The organism is Flavobacterium sp. AC274 (genome assembly GCF_979258275.1).
On sequence record NZ_OZ409852.1, the window covers coordinates 5,605,110 to 5,631,521 of the forward strand.

Genomic DNA, 26,412 nt, shown 5'->3' on the forward strand with positions numbered 1-26,412 from the left:
TGAGTTCTTAAAAAGACAAAAATTTAGTAAACGAGCGTATTTCTGTTTACTTTTGTAGCAAATAAATACTCATGTCGATAGAAGTAAACAACATATCAAAAAGTTACGGAACGCAAAAAGCTCTTAACGAAATTTCATTTAAAATTGAGAAAGGAGAAATCGTAGGATTCTTAGGACCAAACGGCGCAGGAAAATCTACGTTAATGAAAATTTTGACTACTTATTTACTTGCCGATAGTGGCTCGGCCCTTGTAAATGGTCATGATGTCATGACAAACACAAAGGCTGTCCAGCTTTCTATTGGGTATTTACCAGAGCACAATCCGTTGTATCTGGATTTGTATGTTCGTGAGTATTTGGCTTTTAACGCTGATGTTTATCATGTTGCCAAATCAAGAATTGAAGAAGTAATTCAACTGACAGGACTGACACCGGAAAGCCATAAAAAAATAAGTCAGCTCTCTAAAGGATACCGCCAGCGTGTGGGACTTGCGAATGCTTTACTGCACAATCCGGATGTATTAATTCTGGATGAACCAACTACAGGTCTGGATCCGAATCAGTTAATGGAAATACGAAATGTAATTAAAAATGTCGGGAAAGATAAAACAGTTTTTTTATCAACTCATATTATGCAGGAAGTAGAAGCTATTTGCGATCGTGTCATTATTATTGACAAAGGACAAATTGTGGCTGATAAAAAATTAGATCATTTAATTTCTGAAAATAAAGAACAAGTGATCGAGGTAGAATTTGATTATCAGATTCAGGAACAGCTTTTAGCAAAACTTGAAAATATCATCTCATATAGAAACATTCATGATATGACCTGGGAATTAACTTTTGTTGCAGAAAAAGATATGCGTCCGGCTATTTTTGATTTTGCCAACGAAAACGGTTTGAAAACATTACAATTAAATCAAAAAAATAAAAATCTTGAAGCTGTTTTTAGAGAGATAACAAAATAGGTTTCAATTTAAAGTTTCAATTACAGAAAAGCTCGTTTTATAAACGGGCTTTTTTGTTTGTCTATTTTTCAATAGAATTCAATTATTTATTTTTCTTACTTTCTTTCTAACTTTAAGTTTTCGAAGTTTAAAAAATGGCTCATTCCCAGTGTTTTGGTATTTTCTTGAAAAATTTATAATTATTTTTATTTAGACTTGATATAAATAGTGTTATATTTGAAAAATAAAACTCCCAAAAACATTCAAAATGTTATCCCTATACTCCTCCTTCAAAAACTACTTCCTTCGATTAATCAATCGCATTTTGCATTTCCGAAAAGTTCTTTCAGATAAACTCGAACGCATTGTTTTACCATAAAACATTCCAAACTTATTTAAATTCCAATTCAATGAGATTTGAAAATCTCTTTTAAATTAAATATTACCGTAATATGAAAAATATTATAACCTCTCTTATGCTTGCTTTTTCCGTCTACAGTTATTCACAAACAGAAAAAGAAACTGACAGTATTGTTGAAACCTCTATAAATGCGCTTGACGAAATTGTTATTGTAAAAAAGAAGGTTCTTTATACTCAAAAATCAGACAGAATGGTTTTTAATGTTGAAAACAGTATTGTTTCTGAAGGCGGAACTGCATTAGACGTTTTAAGCCGCGCTCCGGGTGTTGTGGTTTCTCAGGATGGTGAATTATCGATTCGCGGGCAACAAGGTGTTGGTGTCATGATAAACGGCAAATTAACCCAGCTTTCTCAAAAGGAACTGGCTAATTATTTAAAATCGACAACCTCATCAAATATCAAACAAATTGAAGTTATTACCAATCCTTCATCAAAATATGATGCAACCGGAAAAGCGGGAATTATCAATATTATTCTAAAAAAACCAAGCAATTCCGGCCTAAAGGGAACTGCTTTTACGAGTTATGGAAGAGGTAGAAAAAACAGAACAAATTCAGGAATAAATTTAAGCTATAACAAAGACAAATTTGGTGTTTACGGAAACTACAGTTACACATTTAGAGGTGAAGAAGAACGTAAAAAATATGATCAGATTCAATATACCGACAATACCAGACAAGAAATTGTAACTAAAAATTATCAAAACGCAACGACTGACGAACCCTTGACTTCAAACAATTTCAAAATTGGAACTACTTACGAAATTTCGCCTAAAACTAATTTAGAAGCTTATGTTGATGCTAAAATTGGCCGTTATGAAAATATTGCCAACGGAAGAAATACGTTATTGAATGCGCAAGATCAATTACAATTTGATGCTTTGACTTATAATGATAGTAAAGAAAAATGGAATGATTATACTTATGCTTTTTCCGGAGTTCATAAATTTAATACTGAAGGAAGAAATATGACTTTTGATTTTGAGTACGAGACATCTAAATTTAGATCAAATCAGTTTCAGAGTGCCAAAAATACAGATCAGTCAAGTTCAACTGTTATTAATGACAGAAGAGGTTTTATTCCTTCGCAATTGAAAGTTTTTACAGGAAAAGTTGATTTTACAAATCCCCTAAAAGAAAAGGAAAGCATTGAATGGGGATTTAAAGCAGGTTTGAAAAACAATGATAATCCATCGGTTTATGAATATAACGACAATGACCAATGGACAATAGATGCAAATTCGACCAATCATTTTGAATATAAGGAACAGATTTATGCGGCTTATGCGAACTATAAATATCAAATGGAAAAACTTAATATTCAGGGTGGGTTAAGAACAGAATATACTGCTATTAATATTCTACAAAAAACTTTGAATGAAGAGCATAAAGATGATTACCTGAAATGGTTTCCGAGTGTTTCAATGAAATATGAATTTAATGAACGTAATTCTGTACACGCATCGTATAGCAAAAGAATTAACAGACCAAGCCAATTTGATTTAAATCCATTCCGTTTTTATGATGATTCTTTTAATTATTCGCAGGGAAATCCAAATTTAGTTCCCGAAATTACTCATGCAGCAGAAATTGGATATGCATGGAAAAGCACTTTTATGGCTTCGGTGTATTTTAGCAAAACAAAAGATGTTTTTACAGAAGTGTATGTCTACAATCCTGCAACCAATACAACAGTAACTTCTCAAATTAATGTTGATAAATCATATAATTATGGTGTAAATATTACCAACACAAATGAAATATACAAATGGTGGTCACTCAATACACTTTTTAATGTTTTTGAAAATAAATTTATGGGAAATACTGTAAATACAGATATAATAGACCCAATAATTACTTTTAACTTAAGCGCACAAAATGCCTTTACAATTTCTGAAACATGGAAAGCTGAAGCAAATGCACAATATCAATCGAAATCAAATCTTGGTATATATGAAAGAGCTGATTTCTTTGATTTCAGCATCGGAATTTCGAAACAAATTTTGGCAAATAAAGGAAATATCAAACTGAATTTTACTGATATTTTCAACACTAATAATTTTGATATTAAATCGGTCATCGGACAAACAGGAATTTATAAACAATATGAACTTGATAACCGTATTGCTACAATTGCCTTTACCTATAGAATATAAGCCTATAATATAATTCAATCTTCGTTTTTTTGTTTTTTTTGTGTTAGTAAAGAGCCTGTTTGTAGTTAGCAGGCTCTTTTTGTATTATAAAACATCATCAAAAATTTTACTTTAATCTACAAAAAAGCCTTTTGAAATTGTTATGTATTTCAAAAGGCTTTTCTATTCTCAATCAAACCAAAATATTTAAAATAAACACTAAGATTTTACTGTTGATTTTTGTTTTTTCTTTCTTCCTAACCAAATATAAAAACCTGTGATTGGCAAACTGGCGCAAATTAAACTGGCTGTAAAATAAATTATTTTAGTTGTTAATCCACCGATAGCACCAACATGAAGACTATAATTAGAGCGGCTCATCCAATCATGGAATTTTTCATCGCCAATATATTTTCTTGAATTCGGAAGCAGTTCTAATGTTTTTGGATCAAAATACAAATCTCTCCAATTTCCGTTATGCATATCTGTACAGGCATAAAAATCATCCTTTGGCTCATCGGGAAAATGAATAATAACGGCTTCTTTATTTTCTTTTGCGATTTCTTTTCGAACTTTATTCCAGATAAAATCTGCAGCTTTTAATTTATCTAATTGTGGTGTAGCTAATGCATCTTTTTTAACTGAAACCATTTGTTCTTTTTTCTCTTTTTCATTTGTCCAGCCACCGGTAATCCAATAAGTACTTTCTCTTACCCAATGAAAAGTCATAATCAATCCGGTTAATGAAATAAGCAAAGCTAAAATGAGGGTATAAAAACCCATTACGTTATGCAAATCATAATTCAAACGTTTAAACTTAGCATTCCATTTAATTTTAAGACTGCTATTTATCGTAGTTTTATTCCATTTTTTGGAAACCAAAGAATAAGTCCGCTGATAAGCAAAAAAAGAAAATAAAGGTTGCCCATGATGTTATGGCAGTTCCTATTTCTTTCCCCAGCCACAAATAGCGGTGCCCTTCGTCTATTTCATGGAAAAAATCTTCATGATCAACCATTCCGGTTATCTTACCATTATAAGGATTTACGTAAATCAAAGAATCTGATTCAATATCAACTTTTATTGTTTTATCTAAACCATTATACCATAAGCCATGAATTTCTTTTTCCGGCAAAGCTTTCCTGACCAAAGCATAGATTTGGGAAGGCGGCAAAACTTTCTCCGGACTTTGAGCTTCTACATTTAACCAAGGCGAAGTGAATCCTTTTATTTCATGCTCAAAAACCAAAATACAGCCTGTAATTCCCATTATTACAACTACAATTCCAGAAGCAAGTCCGAGCCATAAATGCAGCCAGGCATTTATTTTACTGAAGCGTGATTTGGGTTTGGATTTTGTTTTAGAAGGTTTTGTATTGATTGTAGACATTATAGCAATCTTAGTATTTCATCAATAATGAAATCGTTATTATTTAAAAAACCATATAATCAATACCCGTCGAGGCATTGATTATATGGTTATGTAATTAAAAAAATCTTAGAATTATTGTCTTGGAGTTAATTTTGTAATAGCTGAAATATCAGTTCCACCTCCAGTAACTTTTGCTCCTGCAGTTGCAACACCAGTTGCGATATTAATTTTGTAAACACGAACTTCATCATTAGTTACAAAAGCTTTGTAAGCGTTTCCATCCTCTACAAATAAACTTCCAACTCCAAAATAACTATCACCAGCGTGAAGAGGTAATCCTGTAACCGGAGTTATAGTTTTAGAAGGTAAATCTATAATTGCAGATTTAAACTTGTATGAAGAATGATTAAGGAATCCCCAATCAACCGTATCGTCTTCTGTTGGAAGGTAAACAATATATGCTTTTTCGCCTCCAAGTGGATATGCAGCAATTACTTTTCCGTTAAGAGTACTTGCCTGGATATCTAAGAAATAATTAGCGTCAAAATCAGTCTGTCCTTTATTAATACGCAAAATTCCAGAATGTTCGTCTTCTATTGCAACATAACCAGCAGCCATAGCATTTGAAGAGAAAGTATAAACGTTACCTGAATCTGTACGAATGATCCCAGTATTTGTATAATACATTCCTACTGCAGTTGTACGTGTATCAGCGATTCTCTTCACAAAGTTTAATGATGGATAATCATAAACTCTGATATAAGCTTGTTTTTGATCAATAGCCCAGTTATCGCTTGCATCTCTATCAAATACAGAAACGAATACTTTATCTCCTACAACAGTTACTCCTGTTGGAAAATCAAAACGCCCTGTAGTTGTAGCAAAATTATTAAATTTACGACCTGTAATAGCCTGTTTTACCGGATCATAAATAATTAATTCATTATCTGTAGAACTTCCTTCCCAAGAAGCACCAACAATTAATAATTTATCGTCATCTGTCACTCCATATGCAAACTGTGATTCAATAAACACGCGGTTTCCAGCAACTAATTGACTAGCAGCATTTAAATAAAAAGGAGCAGCTCCTTCTACTTCTGTATCGCAAGCAAACATAGTATTTGCAAGTGGAATATATGAACCACCTTGCTCAATTCCTTTTCCTGTCATGTCAATAGTTCCGGTCATTAATTGATCTAATGAATCAAAACTCCACATATAATTACTATTCCAGGTTGCTGTTTGATAACCTAAAACATATTTACTTCCTTCTGTTGTATTGTCATCTGAATTATCACTGCTGCATGAGAAAAACGCAACTGACATTAGCGTTAATGCTAATAAATTTTTAATTGTTTTCATATCTATTTGATTTTTAATTAATTTTTTCCTGTTGTTTAACAGATTTTTATATTGATTGTATTTGAATTGTTTTTTTAAAAGGCGGATTAAACTACATAAAGAAATATCTCAACTTTAGAGTAAATGATCTACCCGGTTTTTGCACATTATAATAATCGTATAACTTCACATCAGTAATATCAAAGCATTCTAAAGCAATGTTATAACGACCGTTTTTTAGTGAATAAGCTAAAGATGCTGAATAATAAACCTGTTCAGGAATTTCTTTTTTATTCTGTTTTCCTAATGTTGGAGGATTTAAATAATAACTGCCTGCATAACTAGTCGATAAATTAATAGTAAATAAATCGTCAGTGTATTTTAAATTTTTAAAGTAGAAACCGAGATTAGCATTTCCATAAAAAATTGGTACGTTAGGTACTTGCGTTTTATATAAGTAATTAACCTGATTCGTTCCTGGCAGAAGTGTATCGTCCATGTTCAGCGTTTTTTGATATGTAGTATTTAAATCAAAAGTGAACCATTGTTTGTAGCCATAATGAATAACTCCATCAATACCTGTTACCTGAATATTTTTGAAGTTGACGTTTATACTTTTATTACCATCTAATTGAGGCTGAATAAAATTATTTGCCTTTCTGTAAAGCAAATTTCCTTCAAATGCAAAAGAATGGACTTTGTATGTTTTTTTATAAGCGAAACCTAAGTTAACATTATCACTAACTTCAGGTTCAAGCGTTGGATTTGGATTTATCCTAACTCCACCATCTCCTAATAATTCAATTGCTGACGGAAGCCTAAAAGCATGTTCATAAGATGCTTTCACCTGAAACTCCTCAGGAATTACAAAATAAGCTGCAGCAGTACCGTATCCTAAATCATTAAATGAAGGCTTTATTACTCCATTTTCCTGGGTCATTATTTCTCCGTGTAAATCAAGCATTTTGGCAAAAGCCGTATAAGAAAGCCTTTTCTCTAATGCTGATAAACTATAAGAAAGCCCAAGTATATTTTTATTGATGTAAGGTTCTGTTGGTATATCTGTAGTTGTATACTCGTTATCCTGCTTACGTTTATAGCCTAAATAAGTATAATTAAGGGCGAAAGAATTATTCTCGTTTAAGTCATATTTAAGATTTGCATTACTCTGAAGTGATTTTACATCAAATACCATTAAAGTTTTAACCGTATTTATTTCTCCTCCACTTTCATAACTTTTAATCTCATAATGTCCAGACCAATCATATCTTGCAGATGAGGTATCGACAGTTCGTTCTTGTGCAATGTTATAAGAAGCAGCTAAAGTGGCTGTCAAATCTTTAGTAAATAAATTTGATTTTTTATATTTTATCGAAGGAACAAAATTCTGACTATCTGTAAAAGCATCACCAACAACTCTTAACATTGTTGTTCCTTGTTGTATTTCTTTTTTATTAGCACTTACAGCAGCCCCAATTAATAAATAGTCTGCATATTTTTTGTCTTTCACTCCAACTTCTGCCATAACCGTACCCTGTTTATAGCCATCGTGAAAATGTTTAAGTTTTTGAATTGGCCCATATACTCCTGAAAAAGAATCCGGAATACTTGCATCGACTTTATAACTGTTGTCCGAATAATTAGCAAAAGCATTAATATTTGCTACCAATCCTTTTTTACTTGTAAATCTGGTATTAATAGCTGCTTTATGTGTATTAAAAGAGCCAAAACTATAAGAAGCATCTATATAATGATTTACATTTTTATTTGTTACAATGTTTACCGCTCCACCTAATGCATCACCTCCTAATTCAATTGGTACAACGCCTTTATAAACATCGATACGTTCAGCCATATTTACAGGAATATTATTTAAAGTAAAAGATGAGCCGTAATTGTCAATAGGAATTCCATCTAGAAAAAATTTAACCTGATCTCCCGAAAATCCATTTAAAGAGAAATTAAAAGCCGATCCCATTCCTCCTGATTCGCGTACACGTACACCAGTAGTTTTATTTAATACCTGATTCAAATCAGCTGAAGTATTATAAAGTTGCTTTAAGTCAACAGCCGTGATATTAAAAGCCTGTTCCCTCACTCGTTGTACCTTTGTTTTACCTGTTACCTGAACCTCATCCAAAGCCGCCATATCTTCTTCTATACTAATGCTTGGTGCAGTTTGATTAGATTGCAGATTAATTTTTGTTTGCTTTGATTTATACCCAACATAGGTAACTGATAAAACATAATTGCCCGGTTCGGCACTTAGTTCATATTCTCCTTTTTCATTTGTTAATGTTGAATAAGCTGTTCCTTTTAATGCTACAGAAACACCTTCAGCAGGCTGACCACTATCTGTTAAAATGATACCGGTTAAATTTACTTTACTACTTTGCGAAAAACCCTGAATTGATGCCAGCAAAACCAGCATCAAGATTAACAATCTTTTTATTTGCATTATTTAAAATTTGAATGACAGTTAAAATTTGGCACAAAATTAACTTCTCTAATGGGTTTTTCCAAATTATATTTAATTATTCTAAATAAGGATTGTAATTAACTTTTAAACTGTTTTTTCTCAAAAAAAAGACTCAATTATTAAGATTAACTTAATTTAGTCTTAATAATTGCTTAAAAAATAATCAAAAGGGTTAAAAAAAGATAAAAACATTTTATTAAAAAACTTACAAAAATTCACAAAAAAAGTCCTGTTTATGGATAAACAGGACTTTTAATAAATACTTATGATTTTGTTATATTTCTAAAAAAACAGCTTTCATTTCTTCAATTACGGTTTTAATGTCATTTTCTGTAGTTCGCCAATTTACAAATGAAGCTCTGATTCCTTTTCTGTTGCGATAAACCGTGGGTGTCATAAAAACCTTGCCGCGATCATTAAGTTCAGTCAGAAATGGAGAAACTTTTTCCTGATTGTGATCTCCTTTTAAAGTAAAACAAACATTATTAAGACGAATTGGCGCCAATAGTTCAAAATTTTCATCTTCGATAAGCTTATTCCCAAAATGCAAAGCCATTGAAGCACTGTTTTCTACAATATCACAAAACCCTTCCTTTCCGTACGCCAATAATGAAAACCAAACCGGCAAAGCTCTTAAACGTCTTGAATTTTCAGGCAATACATTCAGATAATTAAAATTCTCCAACGGATTTCCTAAATAAGGCGCATTCGAATTCTGAAACGTTTCAATCTGTACACTTGCATACTCCTTTTTAATTAAATAAAAAGCACTTTCATAAGGAACATTCAACCATTTATGGCAATCAATTGTAATACTATCTGCGCCTTCCCAACCTTCAACGAAGTGTTTAAATTTATCCGAAACTGCTGCAAACCCACCAAAAGCGGCATCAATATGCCACCAGAAATTGTATTTTTCTTTTAGTTTTGAAATTGCGTTGAAATCATCAAAATCTGCAGTATTTACAGTTCCGGCACTCGAAATTAATATAAAAGGTTTTCCGTTTAAGTTTTCAATGTTTTTTACTAAATCAAGAATGTCAATTGCCTCACGATTGCCTTCAATTGTTTTAATTGTCGTGTAATTATTACTTCCAATTCCTAACATTGCCAATGCTTTTATTGATGAAGAATGTGGTGTTGCAGTCAAAATATTAATTGGTTCTGAAATTCCGTTTTTGGCAAAATCTTTCCCAAATTGTTTCCCAAACCATTGTCTCGCAACTCCCAAACTGGTGAAATTTGACATCGTGGCTCCCGTTACAAATCCGCCTAAAAAAGAATCAGGTAACTCAAATAATTGCAATAATAAATTGATAGTTTCAAATTCAATTAATGCCGAAGCACCGCCTTGTGCTTTTATGGCCTGCGTATTTTGGTCATAAACTGTAGCCAGCCAATCGCCCACAATAGAAGCCGGTGTTGATCCTCCGGTAACAAAACCCCAATACCGTGGCCCCGGAGAAGCAACCATCAAAGGTGCCAATCGTTCATTAAATTCTTTCAGCGCACTCAAAGAGCCTAAGCCTAATTCGTTTAATTCTCTGGTATAATCAATTGAGTTTTTATTAGAAGTTGGAATATTTTCCAGATCATTTAAGAAATCTATTCCTTGTTGTTTTGCTTTTTCTAAAATATTTTCGAGATCATTTAGATCGTGTTGTAATACTGAATTCATATTATTTATTTTAATGAAACTGCTATTTATTTTTCACGCAGAATTTGCAGATAACGCAGAATTTGAGTTTAGAAATTGGAATTTGGAATTTAAAACTTTGGAATTTATAAATAACCTACCATTTTGTTTTTTCGGAAAATCGCGAAATCATCATCGAACAAATTAAATCGCCATTTACATTTAATAAAGTAGCAATTGGATCGACTAAAGTTCCTAAAATCATAGCTACAGGCAACGCTTGCTCCATTGGCAATCCGTAAACAGTAATTGCTAAGACTTCTCCAATATATCCGCCATTCGGGATTCCGCCTTCTACAATAGAAACAATTACAGTAATTCCTAAGGCTAAAAGTATGGTTGAAGGTTCGGTAAAATCTTTTCCAAACATGGCAAAAAGAATTGTTATTTTTAAGATAGATGACATACTGGAACCATCTTTATGCAAAGGTGCGCCGAGCGGAATAACTAAGTTTTTTACATGATTTGGAATATTCATTCTTTCTGCCGCTTCGAGATTTGCGGGAATTGTAGCAATACTGCTGCAAGTTCCTACAGCTGTTAAAGCAGGCGTAATATTGTTACTCCAAAATACTTTAAATGCTCTTTTACCTCCTGCAACAAAAGCATACAAACTAAAAAACACAAAGAAATAGAATATACAAGCACCATAATAAATCCCTAACGGTTTGGCATAAACACCAAATAATTGCGGTCCGAAAACGCCAACCTGATAAGCAAAATAAGCGCCCAAACCTATTGGTGCCAATTTCATAATCATATTCAGTAATTGTTTCATAACTTCATTTCCTGAATCCAGAAAACTTCTGAAACTGCTTCCTTTTTCTCCGGATTGTAAACTGGCAAATCCAATTAAAAACGAAAAAATAATAAGCGCCAGCATACTTTTTCTGGACAACAATTCGAAGAAATCATTTACCGTAAGCAATTGTGCAATTTGTTCGCCAATACTTGCTGACTCAATATTTTCAATCGGAACTTTAGAAATTATAATATTTTGATGGATAGGAAAAACATAAACTGCTGCAATCATAACTATTGCCGAAATTAGAACTGTGGCTAAAAATACAGCAATCATAATAATGAAAAGTTTCCCTAACTTTTCTGTTCTTTCTAAATTGGCAATAGAAGAAGCAATCGTGAAAAATATTAACGGAATAATTGCAGTAAAAAGTAAGTTTAAAAAGATGTCGCCAAGCGGTTTTATAACCATGACATTTTTACCAAAAAAAGGCCTAAAATACTTCCCAGCATAATACCTCCAAGAAGCAACAGAATACTACTGTAACTTTTGAGAAAATTGATTTTTTTAACTTCCATAATTATAAAAAGTATTTAGGATTCAGAAATAGAAACTTGCAATAAAAAAATCAATTAAAGTACTCAAAAAAAGAGTTCGAAAATTATTATTCTAACTTTTTGTTATTTTTCTAAAACCAATGTAGTAAATGCTCTGTCAACCAATTCTCCTGTTTTACTTTTTACTTTCTCTGTTTGAGTTTCTGTATAAACAATTTTAAAAGGTGTTTTCTTTATTAATTGCTGTGCTTTTTCGGTGTTGTAGAGTTCAAATTCAAATTGAGTGAAAGGAAGTTTCTTCATGAAGTCTTCTTCTGCAAATGTGAGGCAGAAATTTCCGTTTGGTCTCAGAACCCTGTAAATTTCCAGAAGTAATTTTTCTGGTTCCTGCCAAAAATAAATAGTATTTACGGTAAATATTTTATCGAAAGAATCCTCTTCAAACGGAATTGTATTTCCATCATAAAGCGAAAATAAAGCTTGTTTTTGAGAGACAAAATTCCTGTTGATCTGACGTGCTTCCTGAAACATTAGTTCAGACATTTCCAGTCCGTAATATTTTAAGTTTTCTGCTTGTTCTAATAAAAATTCTACATGTCCCGCATTTCCGCGACCTAATTCCAAAATAGAATTTCCGGCTTTTATATTTAGATTTTGAACAGAATGGCGTGTCATATTGATGTTGGTTTCATTCATCATATTTGCCATTTCAATTCCTTTTTCTCCCGTTGGATGTTTTAGCTGAGAAGCTATCGCTTGTAATTCTTCTTTTTCCATAATGTTTAAATTTAAAAAATTCCAAACTTTAACTCCCAAATTCCAAGCTAGCAATATCTTTGTCAAAGTTTTGAACTTTGACAAAGATTACAGCATTGTATTTAAATATTAAAAAATCTGACTCGCGATTTGGCGAATATTTTCAGATTTTCCCATTGAATAATAATGTAAAACAGGAACTCCGGCGGCTTTTAATTCTAACGATTGCTGAATTGCCCACTCGATTCCTACTTGTTTTATTTCTGCATTGTTTTTGCATTTATCAACAGCATCGATTAAATCTTCCGGTAAATCAATTCTGAAAATCTGTGGTAAAATTTGTAAATGTCTTTGAACGGCGATTGGTTTAATTCCCGGAATAATAGGAATTGTGATACCCATTTCTCTCGCTTTTTCTACAAAAGTAAAATATTTAGCATTGTCAAAAAACATTTGTGTCACCACATAATCTGCTCCTGCATCTACTTTTTCTTTCAGTCTTTTTAAATCTGATTGTAATGAAGGAGATTCTAAATGTTTCTCAGGATATCCCGCAACTCCAATACAAAAATCAGCTTTATTGTCGGCATCCATAACTTCATGCAGATATTTTCCGCAATTTAAATCGTTGATTTGTCTTACCAAATCAATAGCAAAACTATTACCACCAACTTTTGGTACAAAAGATTGTTCATCTTTCATGGCATCACCACGAAGAGCCATTACGTTGTTGATTCCCAAATACTGACAATCAACCAACATGTATTCTGTTTCTTCCTGCGTAAATCCACCACAAAGCAAGTGTGGTACAGTATCTACATTATATTTATGTTTTATAGAAGCGCAAATTCCAAGTGTTCCCGGACGCATACGAGTTAACTTTTTATCCAAAAGTCCGTTGCCTTTATCAATATAAATGTATTCTTCGCGTGAAGTTGTTACATCAATAAATGGCGGTTTAAACTCCATCAACGGATCGATATTATCGTATAATTCCTGAATGCTTTTCCCTTTTTGAGGCGGGATAAGTTCAAATGAGAATAATGTATTTCCTTTAGCGTTTTCTATATGTTCTGTTACTTTCATTCTTTAAATTATGAGTTATGAATTATGAGTTTTGAGTTGTTTGTGTAAAAAATCTGAATCAAAAACATAAATCAAATATCTTTTTTTGTTTCAGGTTTCAGGTTTCAAGTTGCTTTAGAGAACTTGAAACCTGAAACAAAAAAACTTTTCTTAGTCTGCTATATTAGGGTTTAACCATTTCATTGCGTAATCTGTTGGCACGTTACGTCGTTTGGCATAATCAACCACCTGATCTTCTTTTATTTTTCCGAGTCCGAAATACCTGCTTTTCGGATTTCCGAAATAATATCCTGAAACAGATGAAGCCGGCCACATTGCCATGCTTTCCGTTAACGTAACTCCAATTTCTTCGGCTACATTTAAGAGTTTCCAAATCGTTGGTTTTTCCAGGTGATCCGGGCAAGCCGGATATCCTGGCGCCGGACGAATTCCTTTATAATTTTCTTTAATTAATTCTTCGTTTGTTAAAGATTCTTCTATATCATAACCCCAGAAATCTTTACGAACTTTTTCGTGAAGATATTCGGCAAAAGCCTCAGCAAAACGATCGGCCAATGCCTTAACCATAATCGAATTATAATCATCCAAATCCTTCTCAAATTCTGCGGCCCATTCGTCTACACCAAAACCGGTTGTCACACAAAAAGCTCCCATATAATCCTCTATCCCGCTTTCTTTTGGCAGAATAAAATCAGACAATGCAATATTCGGCGCGCCTTTTGTTTTTTGTGATTGCTGACGAAGCGTTAAGAATTTCTCTAAAACTTTTCCATTTTTATCACGCAATTCGATATCGTCATCATCAACCTGATTCGCAGGAAAAATTCCATAAATACCTTTTGCTTGTAGTTTTTTCTCAGCCAAAATTACTTTCAGCATTTCCTGAGCATCTGCAAAAAGAGAAGTTGCTTCTTTACCCACAACCTCATCTGTTAAAATCGCAGGATATTTTCCATGCAATTCCCAAGTTTGAAAAAATGGCGTCCAGTCGATATACGGAACCAAAACATCTAGTTCAACCTCGACGGTTTGTTTTCCAATAAATTTTGGTTTTGTCGGCGTGTATTCACTCCAATCTAATTGCATTTTATTTTTACGTGCATCTTCAATACTCAAGAAGTTTTTATCTCTTGAACGATTTAAAAACGTTTCTCTAAACGAATCGTATTCTGCACGAATATCGCTTGCATATATTTTACGATTATGATCTAACAGGTTTCCTGCAACCGTAACAGCACGCGAAGCATCGTTTACGTGAATTACAGTTTCTCTATATTGCGGAGCGATTTTAACGGCAGTATGCGCACGTGAAGTTGTTGCTCCGCCAATCATAATTGGAATCTTAATTCCTTGTTTATCTAATTCTTTAGCCAGATAAACCATTTCGTCAAGCGAAGGCGTAATCAGTCCGCTTAAACCAATAATGTCTACGTTATGTTCAATCGCTGCAGCAATAATTTTTTCCGGAGGCACCATAACACCAAGATCTACAATCTCATAATTGTTACAGGCCAAAACCACCGAAACGATGTTTTTACCAATATCGTGAACGTCACCTTTTACGGTTGCCATCAAAATTTTTCCGTTTCCTTGTTTGTCGCCGGCTTGTTTGCTGGCTTCAATATAAGGCAATAAATAAGCTACGGCTTTTTTCATTACACGTGCCGATTTTACAACCTGAGGCAAGAACATTTTTCCGCTTCCGAATAAATCTCCAACGACATTCATTCCTGTCATCAAATTGATTTCGATAACTTCAATTGGTTTTGTTGCTGCCAGACGTGCTTCTTCAACATCAATTTCAATAAAAGCGTCAACTCCTTTTACTAATGAATGTGTAATACGTTCCTGAACCGTTCCTAAACGCCATTCCTGAATCGCTTTTTCATCACTTTTTACTTCGCCTTTTACGTTCTCGGCAAAATCCAAAAGTCGTTCTGTCGCATCGTCACGTCTGTTTAGAATTACGTCTTCAACGTGTTCTAATAAATCTTTCGGAATATCATCGTAAATCGAAAGCATTTCCGGATTCACAATTCCCATCGTCATTCCGTTCTGAATCGCGTGGTATAAAAATACCGAGTGCATCGCTTCACGAACCGTATCGTTTCCTCTAAAAGAAAACGAAACGTTACTTACTCCACCACTTATATGTGCGTGTGGCAAATTATCTCTAACCCATTTTGTACCTCTAAAAAAATCGATCGCATTCAAACGATGTTCATCCATTCCGGTTGCAACGGGAAAAATATTTAAATCGAAAATAATATCTTGTGGAGGAAAACCAACTTTATCAACCAAAATATCATACGAACGCTGGCAAATTTCGACTCTACGTTCAAAATTATCGGCCTGACCAACTTCGTCAAAAGCCATGATAATAGCCGCAGCTCCGTATCGTTTGATTAATTTGGCATGGTGAATAAAAGCTTCTTCTCCTTCTTTCAACGAAATCGAGTTGACAACACTTTTTCCTTGTACTACTTTAAGACCCGCTTCGATGATTTCCCATTTCGAGCTGTCGATCATAATCGGAACTCTCGAAATATCCGGTTCTGATGCAATTAAATTCAGGAATTTTGTCATTGCCTGAACACCATCAAGCATTCCTTCATCCATATTAATATCGATGATCTGTGCTCCACCTTCTACTTGTTGTCTTGCAATATCAAGCGCCTCGTCATATTTCTCTTCCTTGATTAAGCGAAGGAATTTTCTCGAACCCGTTACATTCGTACGCTCCCCAATGTTTACAAAAACACTTTCGGGCGTAATAATCAACGGTTCTAATCCTGCTAATACAAGGTCTCTTCTTTTTTCTGCCATTTTTTCTAAGTTACTAAGATCCTGATCCCGAAGCCTCGGGACTAAGGTTCTGAGTTTTTTTTATTCTTTTCTTTCCTGCAAGGTTTTCGAAACCTTGTAGGTATATTTCGTTTTCAATAATCTTATTTTGGGCGTGTTCGCCGCGGCGAATCGGGCTATCCGTTCCTAGTCCTCGCTCTTCCTTCGTCAGGCTGTGGGCTATCCACTCCTATCCCTCACGCAATTTTGGTTTCATAAGATATTTATGTTTTTTTCACGTTTTCAATAATCGTTTTCAAATCTTTGAACCTATATATGTCGTTCCTACGGAACTTTTGTTGTGAATCTTTATCATTTTCAACGGAATAAATTCCGTTGCTACCAATATTTCGTTCCTCCGGAACTTTTATTTCTTCGGCTTACTTGTCTTTGCGAGGAACGAAGCAATCTCATCCTAATATCCCACATTCTAAAAAAACATTTCGTTTCTCCAGAACTTTTATTTCCACTTTGAGTTCTCTATATATTTACAAGTTACACCTGCATCATATATGTAATATTTTATTTTAGTAAATCCTGCTTTAACTAATGAAATGGAATCAGGTTCTAACTCTTCTTCTAAAACTATATAGTTATTTTCTGGGTTATTCAAATCGTATTTTACTTTAAAAAACTTATTTACAAGCTTATACTCTCTACTAGAAACCTCTGATAAAATTTTTCTACCAGAGTAGAAATAATACTTTAAATGATCTCTTTTTCCTTCGCGTTCAATTCTGGTTACAAACCCAATAGTTTCGCCTTTGAATGTTTTCTTATACTCATTATATTCATTGGCATCTTTACTTGCAAGAAAAAACAACAAAAATATTATGGCAATAAGAAGAATTGGACCTATCAAATTTGTATTAATGTTAGTTTCTTTCATTTTTTTTACGCGAATACCGGCGCCACTCTCGGCTTATAACCCTTCGCTACTTCAGCAATTAATCTTATATGATCAGGAGTCGTTCCGCAACAACCGCCGATGATGTTTATTAAATTATCGTCTAAATATTCTTTAATTAAAGCCTGAGTTTGTTCCGGCGTTTCATCGTATTGTCCGAAAGCGTTTGGCAAACCTGCATTGGGATGTGCCGAAACGTTAAACTGTGTATGCTGAGATAATGTTTTTAAATACGGTTTCAACAAATCAGCTCCAAGAGCGCAATTGAAACCTACACTTAATAACGGAATATGTGATACTGAAATCAAAAATGCTTCAACCGTTTGTCCCGAAAGTGTTCTTCCTGAAGCATCGGTAATCGTTCCTGAAACCATGATTGGAATATCAAGATTACGTTCGTCTTTTACTTCTTCGATCGCAAAAAGTGCTGCTTTTGCATTTAACGTATCGAAAATGGTTTCTACCAAAAGTAAATCGCATCCGCCATCCATTAAAGCTTCTACTTGTTGCTTGTAGGCAATACGCAAATCATCAAACGTTACGGCTCTGTAACCCGGATCGTTTACATCTGGCGACATACTTGCCGTACGGTTTGTTGGCCCTATTGAACCGGCAACGAAACGTGGTTTGTCCGGATTTTTAGCGGTAAATTCATCGGCTACTTGTCTGGCAATTTTAGCCGATTCGTAGTTTAACTCGTAAACCAAATCTTCCAGGAAATAGTCGGCCATACCGATCGTAGTTCCTGAAAAAGTATTGGTCTCTACGATGTCAGCGCCGGCATCAAAATACGCGGCGTGAACATCGCGAATCGCTTGTGGTTGTGTTATGGATAGTAAATCGTTGTTTCCTTTTAACGGATGTGGAAAATCTTTGAAACGCTCTCCACGAAAATCTTCTTCGGAGAAATTATAACGCTGCAACATCGTTCCCATTGCTCCATCAAGGATTAGGATATTTTTTTTAATTGCTTCCTGAATTGTTATTGCCATGACTACTTGCCTTTTGCCACGAAGACGCTAAGACACTAAGCTTTTTTATTCTATTATTTAAAACATACCTAATAGGCTTTGAAAACCTTTTACGATACGCGTTTTGATTCACATTAATTCCAAAAACTCACTATTCATGGCTAACTAGCCCCGATTGAGCCGGTATCCTCGTAGTGAAACGGAGAGATAAAGGCGAAAGCGGGAACGATGACAGCAAAAAATGCGTCAATGATTCGCTCATGATACTGAATTCAGTAAAATAATATTGTATGGTTGTCAGGAAAAGTTGAGAAATACGTGTAATGTATTTTTGTTATCTATCTTTGATACTATGAACTAGTATAAAGTAGAATTTAGCACCTTCTTTATGATAAAGGGTTGCTAAGGTTTCATCGGGTCTATCCCTCCGCCTTTCGTGATAACTTTCAATAATTTTAAGAACAGTGCAAAGGTATGAAATAGCCTTGCGACTTGCAAGTTTTTTTTAAGTTCTAAGGAGCTAAGATTCTGAGGTTCTAAGTTTTTTTTAAAGGTGCTGAGATGCTAAGGTACTGAGGTGCTAAGTTTAAAATTCTAATTAATGTTTTTTAATAAAGCTCCAGCGGAGCATCATGTTTATAGCAAACAATTATACGTTTAATCAAAGCTCCAGCGGAGCGACATAATTTTTATAAATAATTATATGTCGCCCCGCTGGGTTTTCCCAATAGATATGCATAATTCTATAAATATTACATCCCTCCAGGATTAAAAAAAGCTCAAACTAAATAGTTTGAGCTTTCCTAATATAAAAAATCTTAGTACCTCAGTACCTTAGAACCTTAAATTAGACAATCGCTTTCACAACTGCTTTTGGCGCTTCTTTACGAGTTCCGTCGAAACCGTCTACTCCAGAAACTGTTGTATATTTTAATACGTATTTTTTACCCGGATTGATGATTGCGTATGCAGCCTGACACATTAAAGTTGCTTCATGGAAACCACAAAGAATCAATTTTAATTTTCCTGGGTATGTGTTTACGTCTCCAATAGCGAAGATTCCCGGAATATTAGTTTGATAATCTAATGCATTGTTTACTTTAATGGCATTTTTTTCGATTTCTAATCCCCAGTCTGCGATTGGTCCTAATTTTGGCGTTAATCCGAAAAGTGGAATGAAGAAATCTGTTTCGATTTTACGGTGTGCTCCGTTTTCTTCGATATCTAACGATTCAACGTGCTCAGCACCATTGATTCCGATAACTTCTGCTGGTGTAATTAATTTAATTTTTCCAGATGTTTTTAATTCCTGTACTTTTTCTACAGAATCAAGAGCTCCTCTAAATTCATTTCTTCTGTGAATTAAAGTTACTTCTGAAGCTACATTGGCCAAAAAGATACTCCAGTCTAAAGCTGAATCTCCTCCTCCGGCAATTACAACTCTTTTATCTCTGAATTTCTCCGGATTTTTGATGAAGTATTTTACTCCTTTATCTTCATAAAACTCGATATCTTCTATAAGTGGTTTACGAGGCTCAAAACTTCCTAAACCTCCAGCGATGGCGATAACCGGCGCGTGAAATTTAGTTCCTTTGTTTGAGGTTACAATAAAACTTCCGTCTTCTTGTTTTTCGATTGTTTCTGCGCGTTCTCCTAATGTATAACCTGGTTCAAACTGCTTAATTTGTTCTTGTAAGTTATCAATTAAATCTCCTGCTAAAACTTCAGGGAAACCAGGAATATCATAAATAGGCTTTTTTGGATACAATTCTGAAAGTTGTCCTCCTGCTTGTGGCAAAGCATCTAAAATATGACATTTTAATTTTAATAATCCTGCCTCGAAAACGGCAAATAAACCTGTTGGTCCTGCTCCAATTATAAGTATATCTGTTTTAATCATTATGGTGTTGTTTATAATCATTCTTAATAATACAAAGAAACGAATAATTTATTCTACTGCCAATGATTTTTGTCATTGATTTCTTTGTGAAACTTTTTACTCCTTATTTTTTAGTGAAGATGTAATTTCATTCATTCTCTTTACCTTTTCTTCAAAGTCGCCTTTTAAGGTTTTGCGATATTCATTGAGGTTTTCGACCATTTGATTGATATCTTCCGGAATTACTTCTTCGAAAAACTCCCGCAATCTTTTAGCAGTTGTTGGCGATTTTCCGTTGGTCGAAATTGCAATTTTTACATTTCCTTTCGTTACGATTCCGCCTAAATAATAGTCACATAAATCTGGCGTATCGGCAATATTGCAAATCAAATAACGCTTTCTGGATAAATCATATACTCTTTTGTTGACTTCTAAATCATCGGTACAAGCGATTACCATATGGCGTTTTTTGAGCATTTTCTTTTTAAACTTCGATTCCGTCAATTTAATTGAAGGATGACTTTCTGCTAAAACTTTAATTTCTAAATGAAAATCCGGCGCCACTACCTCAACATTTGCATTTGGGCTCGATTTTAGTAAAAAAGAGAGCTTTTCTAGTCCAACATTTCCTCCGCCCACAATCAAAACATTCAGATTGTGAAGTTTTAAGAATATCGGATATAATTCGTTCTGTTCCATTTTAATTTAATTTCATCCAATCAAAATTAGAGGATTTATTTTTAACAGTATTGTTTTTATATGCTATACGTACATCGGGTTGAAACCCGACGCTACAATATTGTTAATCCCTCTGGGATTTTATCTGACGATTTCTTTTGATAGAAATTCTTCGTAAAATCCTTTTAATTTATTGCTTTCTCTCACAACTTCTCCAAGAACGATAATTGCTGGCGAACTTAGTTTTTTCTCTTTTACAATTTCTAAAATTGAATTTACTGTTCCCACTCCCACTTTTTCATCTTTGGTTGTTCCGTTTTGGATAATTGCTACAGGCAAATCTCCTTTGTTTTCTTTTTGAAACAAATCGATAATTTGAGGCAATTTGTGCATTCCCATCAAAATAACAACTGTTGCAGATGATTGAGCTGCCAGAGCCACATCTGAAGATAATTTTCTGTCAGAAGTTGTGCCTGTGATTGCCCAGAAACTTTCTGAAACACCTCTTTTTGTAATTGAGATTCCCTGACTTGCCGGAACTGCCACTACTGAAGAAATTCCGGGAATGACAACTGTTTCGATTCCAAAACTTTCTGCAAATTCAATTTCTTCGCTTCCCCGCCCAAAAATAAACGGATCACCACCTTTTAATCGCACTACATTTCCGTAAGTCAATGCATTATCAACAATCAATTGATTGATTTGATCCTGCGTATAAGCGTGATTACCTATCTTTTTTCCAACAAAAATTTTGATGGCATTTTTGGGAGCATGCGCTAATATTTCATCATTGGCCAATGCATCGTACAAAACCACATTCGCTTCAGCCAATGCTTTTACACCTTTCAGCGTAAGCAAATCCGGATCGCCGGGACCTGCACCGACTAAAGTTACTTTTGGTTTAATATTAAGCATTTGCTAATTCTTGAGCTCTGTATTTTTCTATAATTGCAAAAAATGCAATTCCTTCTTCGATATATTGTTTTGCAAACGCTTCACTTGGTTCATTTTGATTGATTTGATAAACCAATTCTCTGAATGTTGTTGGCAATACAATTTTATTAGTTGCAATAAAAACAGTATCAAACAAATCAACAATTCCTGCGTGATTATTTGTTTTTTCGTTTTCTGAAAGCAACAATGCTTTCGCTCCGTTTACAAATCCAGCATAAGCATGGTAAATAGCATCAGACCATTTTCCTTCGTTGAATGATTCCTGAGCAAATGTCAATTTATCTTTTGCTTCTAACAATAAAGTTGCCACTAAATCGATCACAACACCTGCACATTCTCCAACTCCAACTGCTTTTACGTAATTGTCTGCGTTACCCCAATCAACGAAATCAGCTTCTGTTAAATTGGTTACATCTGCAAAAGGTTTTAAAATTTCATAGAAATATTTCTCTCCTTTTGCATCGTAATAGTTTAGGAATTTTTCTCCATTTGCATTCGCATCAAAATCATTTAAGATTGTACGCAAAGCATCTGGTCCTCTACGGCTTGGAATTTTGATTACTTTATCTGCAAAACGTCCTGCGCCATTTCCTAATCTTCCTCCGCCTAATAAAACCTGCAATGCCGGAGCTACTAGTTTTCCTGAATTGATCGACATTCCCTGAAAACCAATTGCCGACATATTGTGCTGACCACATGCATTCATACAACCCGAGATTTTGATTTCAATTTCCTGATTGTTCAAATACTGAGGATATTCGGCATTCAATACTTTTTCTAATTCTTCTGCAATCCCGGTACTACTTGCAATCCCCAAATTACAAGTATCTGTACCCGGACAAGCTGTAATATCTGCTGTAGAATTATACCCTAAATGAACAAAGTCCAGTTTGGCTAATTCCTGATAAAAGAAAGGAAGATTCTCTTCTTTTACGTGACGTATTACAATATTTTGACGCAATGAAAAACGTAATTCATTTGCTGCGTAATTCTTAATTAAATCGGCTAATAATCTCGCTTTATCCGTATAAAAATCTCCTAATAAAACTTTGATTCCGATAGCATAATAACCCGCTTGTTTTTGAACAATTACATTTGATTTTTTCCAGGTTTCATAAGCTTTGGTATCTTCAATTGTAACTTGCGGAACTTCTAATAATGGTTCCGGAATTGCACCTTCAAAAGCGGTTGTGTCAATTTCGTAGGTTTCAAAAGCGATTGCTTTTTTCTCTTTTTCAACTAAATCAAGGAAAACATCTCTTCCCATTTCTTTGATTAAGAATTTCATACGCGCTTTCATTCTTTTTGCACGCTCACCATATCGGTCAAAAATACGGATGATTCCTTCTGCAGTTGGAATGATTTCATTTGCCGGAACAAACTCTGAAAGTAATTCAGCATGTGCTGGCTGAGAACCTAAACCGCCACCAAACATGATTTTGAATCCGCGAACGCCATCCACAACTTTCGGAATAAATCCTAAATCGTGTAAATAACTCAAAGCCGTATCTTCATCAGATGACGAGAACGAAATTTTGAATTTACGTCCCATTTCCTGACAAATCGGGTTTCTTAATAAATATTGGAAAAGTCCGTGTGCATAAGGCGAAACATCAAACGGTTCGTTTACATCTACACCAGCCAATTCGCTTCCTGTAATATTACGAACTGTGTTTCCACAAGCTTCACGCAACGTGATATCGTCTTTAGCCAAATTTGCCCAAAGTTCCGGAGTTCTGTCTAAACTTACGTAGTGAATCTGGATATCCTGACGTGTTGTAATGTGCAAACGACCTGTAGAATATTCGTCAGAAACTTTAGTAATACGCACCAATTGTTCGCTCGTTACTTTACCGTAAGGCAATTTAATACGAATCATTTGCACGCCTTCCTGACGTTGTCCGTAAATTCCACGTGCTAAACGAAGACTACGAAAACGCTCATCATCAATTTTTCCTCCACGGAATAAATGAATCTTTTTTTCAAGATCGATAATCTCTTTTTGAACTATCGGATTTTCTATTTCTGTTCTAAAACTTTCCATTTTTCTTTAATGCTTTAGGCTTTAGGCAATAAGCTGTAGGCTTTCTTGCGTACCGTGTTATACATTTTTTGCTAAAAGCTTACAGCCTAAAGCTTATTGCTTACAGCAGTGAAAACTATCTAATGAATCCTACTCCTGCTGTTGTGTTCGTTGCTGTATCAATTAAGATAAATGCTCCGTTTGATTTGTTATCGTTATAGGCATCAAAATATAAAGGCTTGCTTAATTTGATGGTTACTTCTCCAATTTCGTTGATCGCTAATTGCGATGCTTCTTTTGTTCCTGAATAATCGGTTGAGATTGTATTTTTGATACTTTCTACTTTTGCTAAAACCGAGTTTGTGTTGTGCTGTACAATATATTTTGTACCCGCAACCAGTTTTTTACTGTCCATCCAACAAACTGTTGTTGTGATTTCTTTTTCAATTTTTGGAAGTTCAGATGATTTTACAATCATATCTCCTCTTGTCACATTGATATCATTTTCTAATTCAATTGTGATCGATGAACCTGCAACGGCTTCATCATATGTTTTATCGAAAAAGTGAATTTTTGAAACTTTTGATTCTGTTAAAGAAGGAAGAACCGTTACAGCATCTCCAACTTTAATTGAATTTCCGTATAATTTTCCTGCGTAACCTCTAAAATCGTGGTATTCTTCTGTTTTCGGGCGAATAACCGTTTGAACCGGAAAACGTGCTTTTCCTGCTTCAAAAACATCTGAAGAATGCAATCCTTCTAAATGCTCCAATACAGTTTGTCCCGTATACCAAGGCATATCTTTAGATTGATCAACTACGTTTCCGCCATTGATTGCACTTAACGGAATATAACTTACGTTTTGCTCTTTGAAAGTGCTTTTGCATTTAATGCTTGAAAATCAGCTTTGATTTTATTGTAAACTTCTTCAGAATAATCAACTAAATCCATTTTATTAATCGCAACAATTACCTCTTTTACTCGCAATAAATTATTGATAAAAAAGTGACGGTATGTTTGCTCAATTACGCCTTTTCTGGCATCAATTAAAATGATAGAAACCTGAGAAGTCGAAGCTCCAGTAACCATGTTTCTAGTATATTCTACGTGACCTGGAGTATCGGCAATAATGTAACTTTTCTTTGCAGTCGAAAAATAAATGTGTGCTACGTCAATTGTAATTCCTTGTTCTCTCTCTGCTACTAATCCATCAGTTGCCAAAGAAAAATCAAGATAATCGTACCCTTTTTGTTTACTACTTTTTTCGATTGCCTCGATTTTATCTGTGGTCAATGATTTTGTATCGTACAATAATCTTCCTATCAAAGTACTTTTTCCGTCATCTACACTTCCTGCTGTTGCTATTTTTAAAACTTCCATTCTGATATTTTTGTTTCAGGTTTAAAAATTTTGTTTCAGGTTTCAAGTTTAAAGTTGATTCCCTTTGAACTAAAGTTTAAATCTGTATGTTTTTTTGTTTTTACTTTTTAATTAATAATTTATAATTCACAATTAATAATTAAAAATATCCTTGTTGTTTTCTCTTTTCCATTGCGGCTTCAGAACGTTTGTCATCGATTCTGGCTCCTCTTTCAGAAATGGTTGACGATCTGATTTCGCCTACCACTTCTTCGATTGTTGCAGCATAAGATTCAACTGCAGCTGTACAACTCATATCTCCAACGGTTCTGAAACGAACAATTCGTTCTTCGATTTGTTCGTCTTCTTCCTGATACACATAAGGAGAATGCGACCAGATTAAACCGTCTCTCAAAAAAACTTTTCTTTTATGCGAAAAATAGATTGACGGAATCTCAATATGTTCTTTTTCAATATAACTCCAAACATCTAATTCTGTCCAGTTTGAAATTGGGAAAACACGAACATTTTGACCATTTTCTATTTTTCCGTTCAAAATATCAAATAACTCCGGACGTTGATTTTTTTCATCCCATTGACCAAAATCGTCTCGAACTGAAAATATACGTTCTTTTGCCCTTGCTTTTTCTTCATCACGACGCGCTCCACCAATACATGCATCAAACTTAAATTCTTCGATTGCATCTAAAAGTGTTGTTGTCTGTAAGCTGTTTCTACTAGAATATTTCCCGGTTTCTTCTACCACTTTTCCTTCATCAATAGCATCCTGAACATTACGAACGATCAACTCTAAACCTAATTCTTCTACTAATTTATCTCTGAAAGCAATTGTTTCAGGGAAATTATGTCCCGTATCAACGTGCAAAAGAGGAAACGGAATCTTTGCAGGGAAAAATGCTTTTTGTGCCAAACGCACTAATGTTATAGAATCTTTTCCTCCAGAGAAAAGTAAAACCGGTTTGTCAAACTGTGAAATTACTTCTCTGAAAATGTATATTGCTTCACTCTCTAAAGCGTTTGTTTTTAATACTGAACTCATTGTTTTTTTGTTTGATATTTTGTTTGTTTCAAGTTTCAAGTTTTTTGCTTGATTCTGATACTCTCAACATTTTATTCTATTCTCTATATTCTTTATTCTATTCTCCATCGGGTTAAAACCCGACGCTACAATATAAATCGTTCCTCCGGAACTTTAAATCTTAATTCTTTCCTCTTTGTTCTATTCTCTTTGTTCTATTCTCTTTA

The 26,412-nt window shown here is 34.2% G+C and carries 17 protein-coding genes, 2 pseudogenes and 1 riboswitch; of the genes and pseudogenes, 2 read left to right on the forward strand and 17 right to left on the reverse strand.

Going from position 1 to position 26,412, the window contains the following annotated elements; genetic code table 11:
- Positions 1 to 71: 71 nt before the first annotated feature.
- Both gldA and ACZZZT_RS25235 read left to right on the forward strand, forming a co-directional pair.
- Positions 72 to 968: a gliding motility-associated ABC transporter ATP-binding subunit GldA gene (gldA, locus tag ACZZZT_RS25230; protein WP_463462339.1), complete on the forward strand. Its 897-nt coding sequence runs from the start codon at positions 72 to 74 to the stop codon at positions 966 to 968.
- Between the two features lie 431 nt (positions 969 to 1,399).
- Complete coding sequence (locus tag ACZZZT_RS25235; RefSeq protein WP_463462340.1) at positions 1,400 to 3,523, forward strand: TonB-dependent receptor domain-containing protein; 2,124 nt, start codon at positions 1,400 to 1,402, stop codon at positions 3,521 to 3,523.
- A gap of 198 nt (positions 3,524 to 3,721) precedes the next feature.
- Here the strand turns inward: ACZZZT_RS25235 and ACZZZT_RS25240 are convergent, their stop codons facing one another.
- The 17 genes and pseudogenes from ACZZZT_RS25240 to cysD form a co-directional block, all read right to left on the reverse strand.
- On the reverse strand, positions 3,722 to 4,384 hold the full coding sequence (locus tag ACZZZT_RS25240; protein WP_463462341.1) for a PepSY-associated TM helix domain-containing protein: 663 nt from the start codon (positions 4,382 to 4,384) through the stop codon (positions 3,722 to 3,724).
- Positions 4,362 to 4,892 (reverse strand): PepSY-associated TM helix domain-containing protein, encoded by a 531-nt coding sequence (locus ACZZZT_RS25245; RefSeq protein ID WP_463462342.1) that lies wholly within the window; start codon positions 4,890 to 4,892, stop codon positions 4,362 to 4,364. The genes ACZZZT_RS25240 and ACZZZT_RS25245 overlap by 23 nt, the downstream gene beginning before the upstream one ends.
- A gap of 114 nt (positions 4,893 to 5,006) precedes the next feature.
- The gene (locus tag ACZZZT_RS25250; protein ID WP_463462343.1) at positions 5,007 to 6,236 is read right to left on the reverse strand and encodes a DUF4374 domain-containing protein; all 1,230 of its coding nucleotides are present in this window, start codon (positions 6,234 to 6,236) and stop codon (positions 5,007 to 5,009) included.
- Positions 6,237 to 6,327: 91 nt separating this feature from the next.
- Positions 6,328 to 8,673: a TonB-dependent receptor gene (locus tag ACZZZT_RS25255; RefSeq protein ID WP_463462344.1), complete on the reverse strand. Its 2,346-nt coding sequence runs from the start codon at positions 8,671 to 8,673 to the stop codon at positions 6,328 to 6,330.
- Positions 8,674 to 8,968: 295 nt separating this feature from the next.
- A complete protein-coding gene (locus ACZZZT_RS25260) occupies positions 8,969 to 10,372 on the reverse strand; it encodes a pyridoxal phosphate-dependent decarboxylase family protein (protein WP_463462345.1) in 1,404 nt (467 codons plus the stop codon).
- Positions 10,373 to 10,487: 115 nt separating this feature from the next.
- Positions 10,488 to 11,710, reverse strand: a pseudogene (locus tag ACZZZT_RS25265) (dicarboxylate/amino acid:cation symporter).
- A 102-nt stretch (positions 11,711 to 11,812) separates the two neighbouring features.
- Entirely contained in the window at positions 11,813 to 12,466 is a 654-nt protein-coding gene (locus tag ACZZZT_RS25270) for a class I SAM-dependent methyltransferase (RefSeq protein ID WP_463462346.1), read from the reverse strand.
- Positions 12,467 to 12,574: 108 nt separating this feature from the next.
- Positions 12,575 to 13,531 carry a methylenetetrahydrofolate reductase [NAD(P)H] gene (gene metF / locus ACZZZT_RS25275; RefSeq protein WP_073394913.1) on the reverse strand — a complete coding sequence of 319 codons (957 nt, stop codon included), beginning with the start codon at positions 13,529 to 13,531 and terminating at the stop codon, positions 12,575 to 12,577.
- Positions 13,532 to 13,681: 150 nt separating this feature from the next.
- Positions 13,682 to 16,357: a methionine synthase gene (gene metH, locus ACZZZT_RS25280; RefSeq protein ID WP_463462347.1), complete on the reverse strand. Its 2,676-nt coding sequence runs from the start codon at positions 16,355 to 16,357 to the stop codon at positions 13,682 to 13,684.
- A 478-nt stretch (positions 16,358 to 16,835) separates the two neighbouring features.
- Positions 16,836 to 17,264, reverse strand: a complete 429-nt coding sequence (locus ACZZZT_RS25285) for a hypothetical protein (RefSeq protein WP_463462348.1) — start codon at positions 17,262 to 17,264, stop codon at positions 16,836 to 16,838.
- Between the two features lie 5 nt (positions 17,265 to 17,269).
- Complete coding sequence (locus ACZZZT_RS25290) at positions 17,270 to 18,274, reverse strand: homocysteine S-methyltransferase family protein (protein WP_463462349.1); 1,005 nt, start codon at positions 18,272 to 18,274, stop codon at positions 17,270 to 17,272.
- A gap of 310 nt (positions 18,275 to 18,584) precedes the next feature.
- Positions 18,585 to 18,699: riboswitch (SAM riboswitch) on the reverse strand.
- Positions 18,700 to 19,100: 401 nt separating this feature from the next.
- On the reverse strand, positions 19,101 to 20,153 hold the full coding sequence (locus ACZZZT_RS25295) for an NAD(P)/FAD-dependent oxidoreductase (protein WP_042566166.1): 1,053 nt from the start codon (positions 20,151 to 20,153) through the stop codon (positions 19,101 to 19,103).
- Between the two features lie 96 nt (positions 20,154 to 20,249).
- The gene (locus ACZZZT_RS25300; protein WP_463462350.1) at positions 20,250 to 20,831 is read right to left on the reverse strand and encodes a precorrin-2 dehydrogenase/sirohydrochlorin ferrochelatase family protein; all 582 of its coding nucleotides are present in this window, start codon (positions 20,829 to 20,831) and stop codon (positions 20,250 to 20,252) included.
- Between the two features lie 120 nt (positions 20,832 to 20,951).
- Entirely contained in the window at positions 20,952 to 21,725 is a 774-nt protein-coding gene (gene cobA, locus ACZZZT_RS25305) for a uroporphyrinogen-III C-methyltransferase (RefSeq protein ID WP_463462351.1), read from the reverse strand.
- Positions 21,718 to 23,808, reverse strand: coding sequence for a HEPN domain-containing protein (locus ACZZZT_RS25310; RefSeq protein WP_463462352.1), 2,091 nt, complete (start codon positions 23,806 to 23,808; stop codon positions 21,718 to 21,720). Before ACZZZT_RS25310 ends, cobA begins: the two co-directional genes overlap by 8 nt.
- A gap of 115 nt (positions 23,809 to 23,923) precedes the next feature.
- A pseudogene (locus tag ACZZZT_RS25315) lies at positions 23,924 to 25,167 on the reverse strand (sulfate adenylyltransferase subunit 1).
- Positions 25,168 to 25,306: 139 nt separating this feature from the next.
- Positions 25,307 to 26,245 carry a sulfate adenylyltransferase subunit CysD gene (gene cysD, locus ACZZZT_RS25320; RefSeq protein ID WP_463462353.1) on the reverse strand — a complete coding sequence of 313 codons (939 nt, stop codon included), beginning with the start codon at positions 26,243 to 26,245 and terminating at the stop codon, positions 25,307 to 25,309.
- Positions 26,246 to 26,412 lie beyond the last annotated feature (167 nt).

What these genes read in the sequence shown, in the direction of transcription:
- gldA (WP_463462339.1), top strand. Translation starts at nt 72, where the DNA reads ATGTCGATAGAAGTAAACAACATATCAAAAAGTTACGGAACGCAAAAA.
- ACZZZT_RS25235 (WP_463462340.1), top strand. Translation starts at nt 1,400, where the DNA reads ATGAAAAATATTATAACCTCTCTTATGCTTGCTTTTTCCGTCTACAGT.
- ACZZZT_RS25245 (WP_463462342.1), bottom strand. Translation starts at nt 4,892, where the DNA reads ATGTCTACAATCAATACAAAACCTTCTAAAACAAAATCCAAACCCAAA.
- ACZZZT_RS25250 (WP_463462343.1), bottom strand. Translation starts at nt 6,236, where the DNA reads ATGAAAACAATTAAAAATTTATTAGCATTAACGCTAATGTCAGTTGCG.
- ACZZZT_RS25255 (WP_463462344.1), bottom strand. Translation starts at nt 8,673, where the DNA reads ATGCAAATAAAAAGATTGTTAATCTTGATGCTGGTTTTGCTGGCATCA.
- ACZZZT_RS25260 (WP_463462345.1), bottom strand. Translation starts at nt 10,372, where the DNA reads ATGAATTCAGTATTACAACACGATCTAAATGATCTCGAAAATATTTTA.
- ACZZZT_RS25270 (WP_463462346.1), bottom strand. Translation starts at nt 12,466, where the DNA reads ATGGAAAAAGAAGAATTACAAGCGATAGCTTCTCAGCTAAAACATCCA.
- metF (WP_073394913.1), bottom strand. Translation starts at nt 13,531, where the DNA reads ATGAAAGTAACAGAACATATAGAAAACGCTAAAGGAAATACATTATTC.
- metH (WP_463462347.1), bottom strand. Translation starts at nt 16,357, where the DNA reads ATGGCAGAAAAAAGAAGAGACCTTGTATTAGCAGGATTAGAACCGTTG.
- ACZZZT_RS25285 (WP_463462348.1), bottom strand. Translation starts at nt 17,264, where the DNA reads ATGAAAGAAACTAACATTAATACAAATTTGATAGGTCCAATTCTTCTT.
- ACZZZT_RS25290 (WP_463462349.1), bottom strand. Translation starts at nt 18,274, where the DNA reads ATGGCAATAACAATTCAGGAAGCAATTAAAAAAAATATCCTAATCCTT.
- ACZZZT_RS25295 (WP_042566166.1), bottom strand. Translation starts at nt 20,153, where the DNA reads ATGATTAAAACAGATATACTTATAATTGGAGCAGGACCAACAGGTTTA.
- ACZZZT_RS25300 (WP_463462350.1), bottom strand. Translation starts at nt 20,831, where the DNA reads ATGGAACAGAACGAATTATATCCGATATTCTTAAAACTTCACAATCTG.
- cobA (WP_463462351.1), bottom strand. Translation starts at nt 21,725, where the DNA reads ATGCTTAATATTAAACCAAAAGTAACTTTAGTCGGTGCAGGTCCCGGC.
- ACZZZT_RS25310 (WP_463462352.1), bottom strand. Translation starts at nt 23,808, where the DNA reads ATGGAAAGTTTTAGAACAGAAATAGAAAATCCGATAGTTCAAAAAGAG.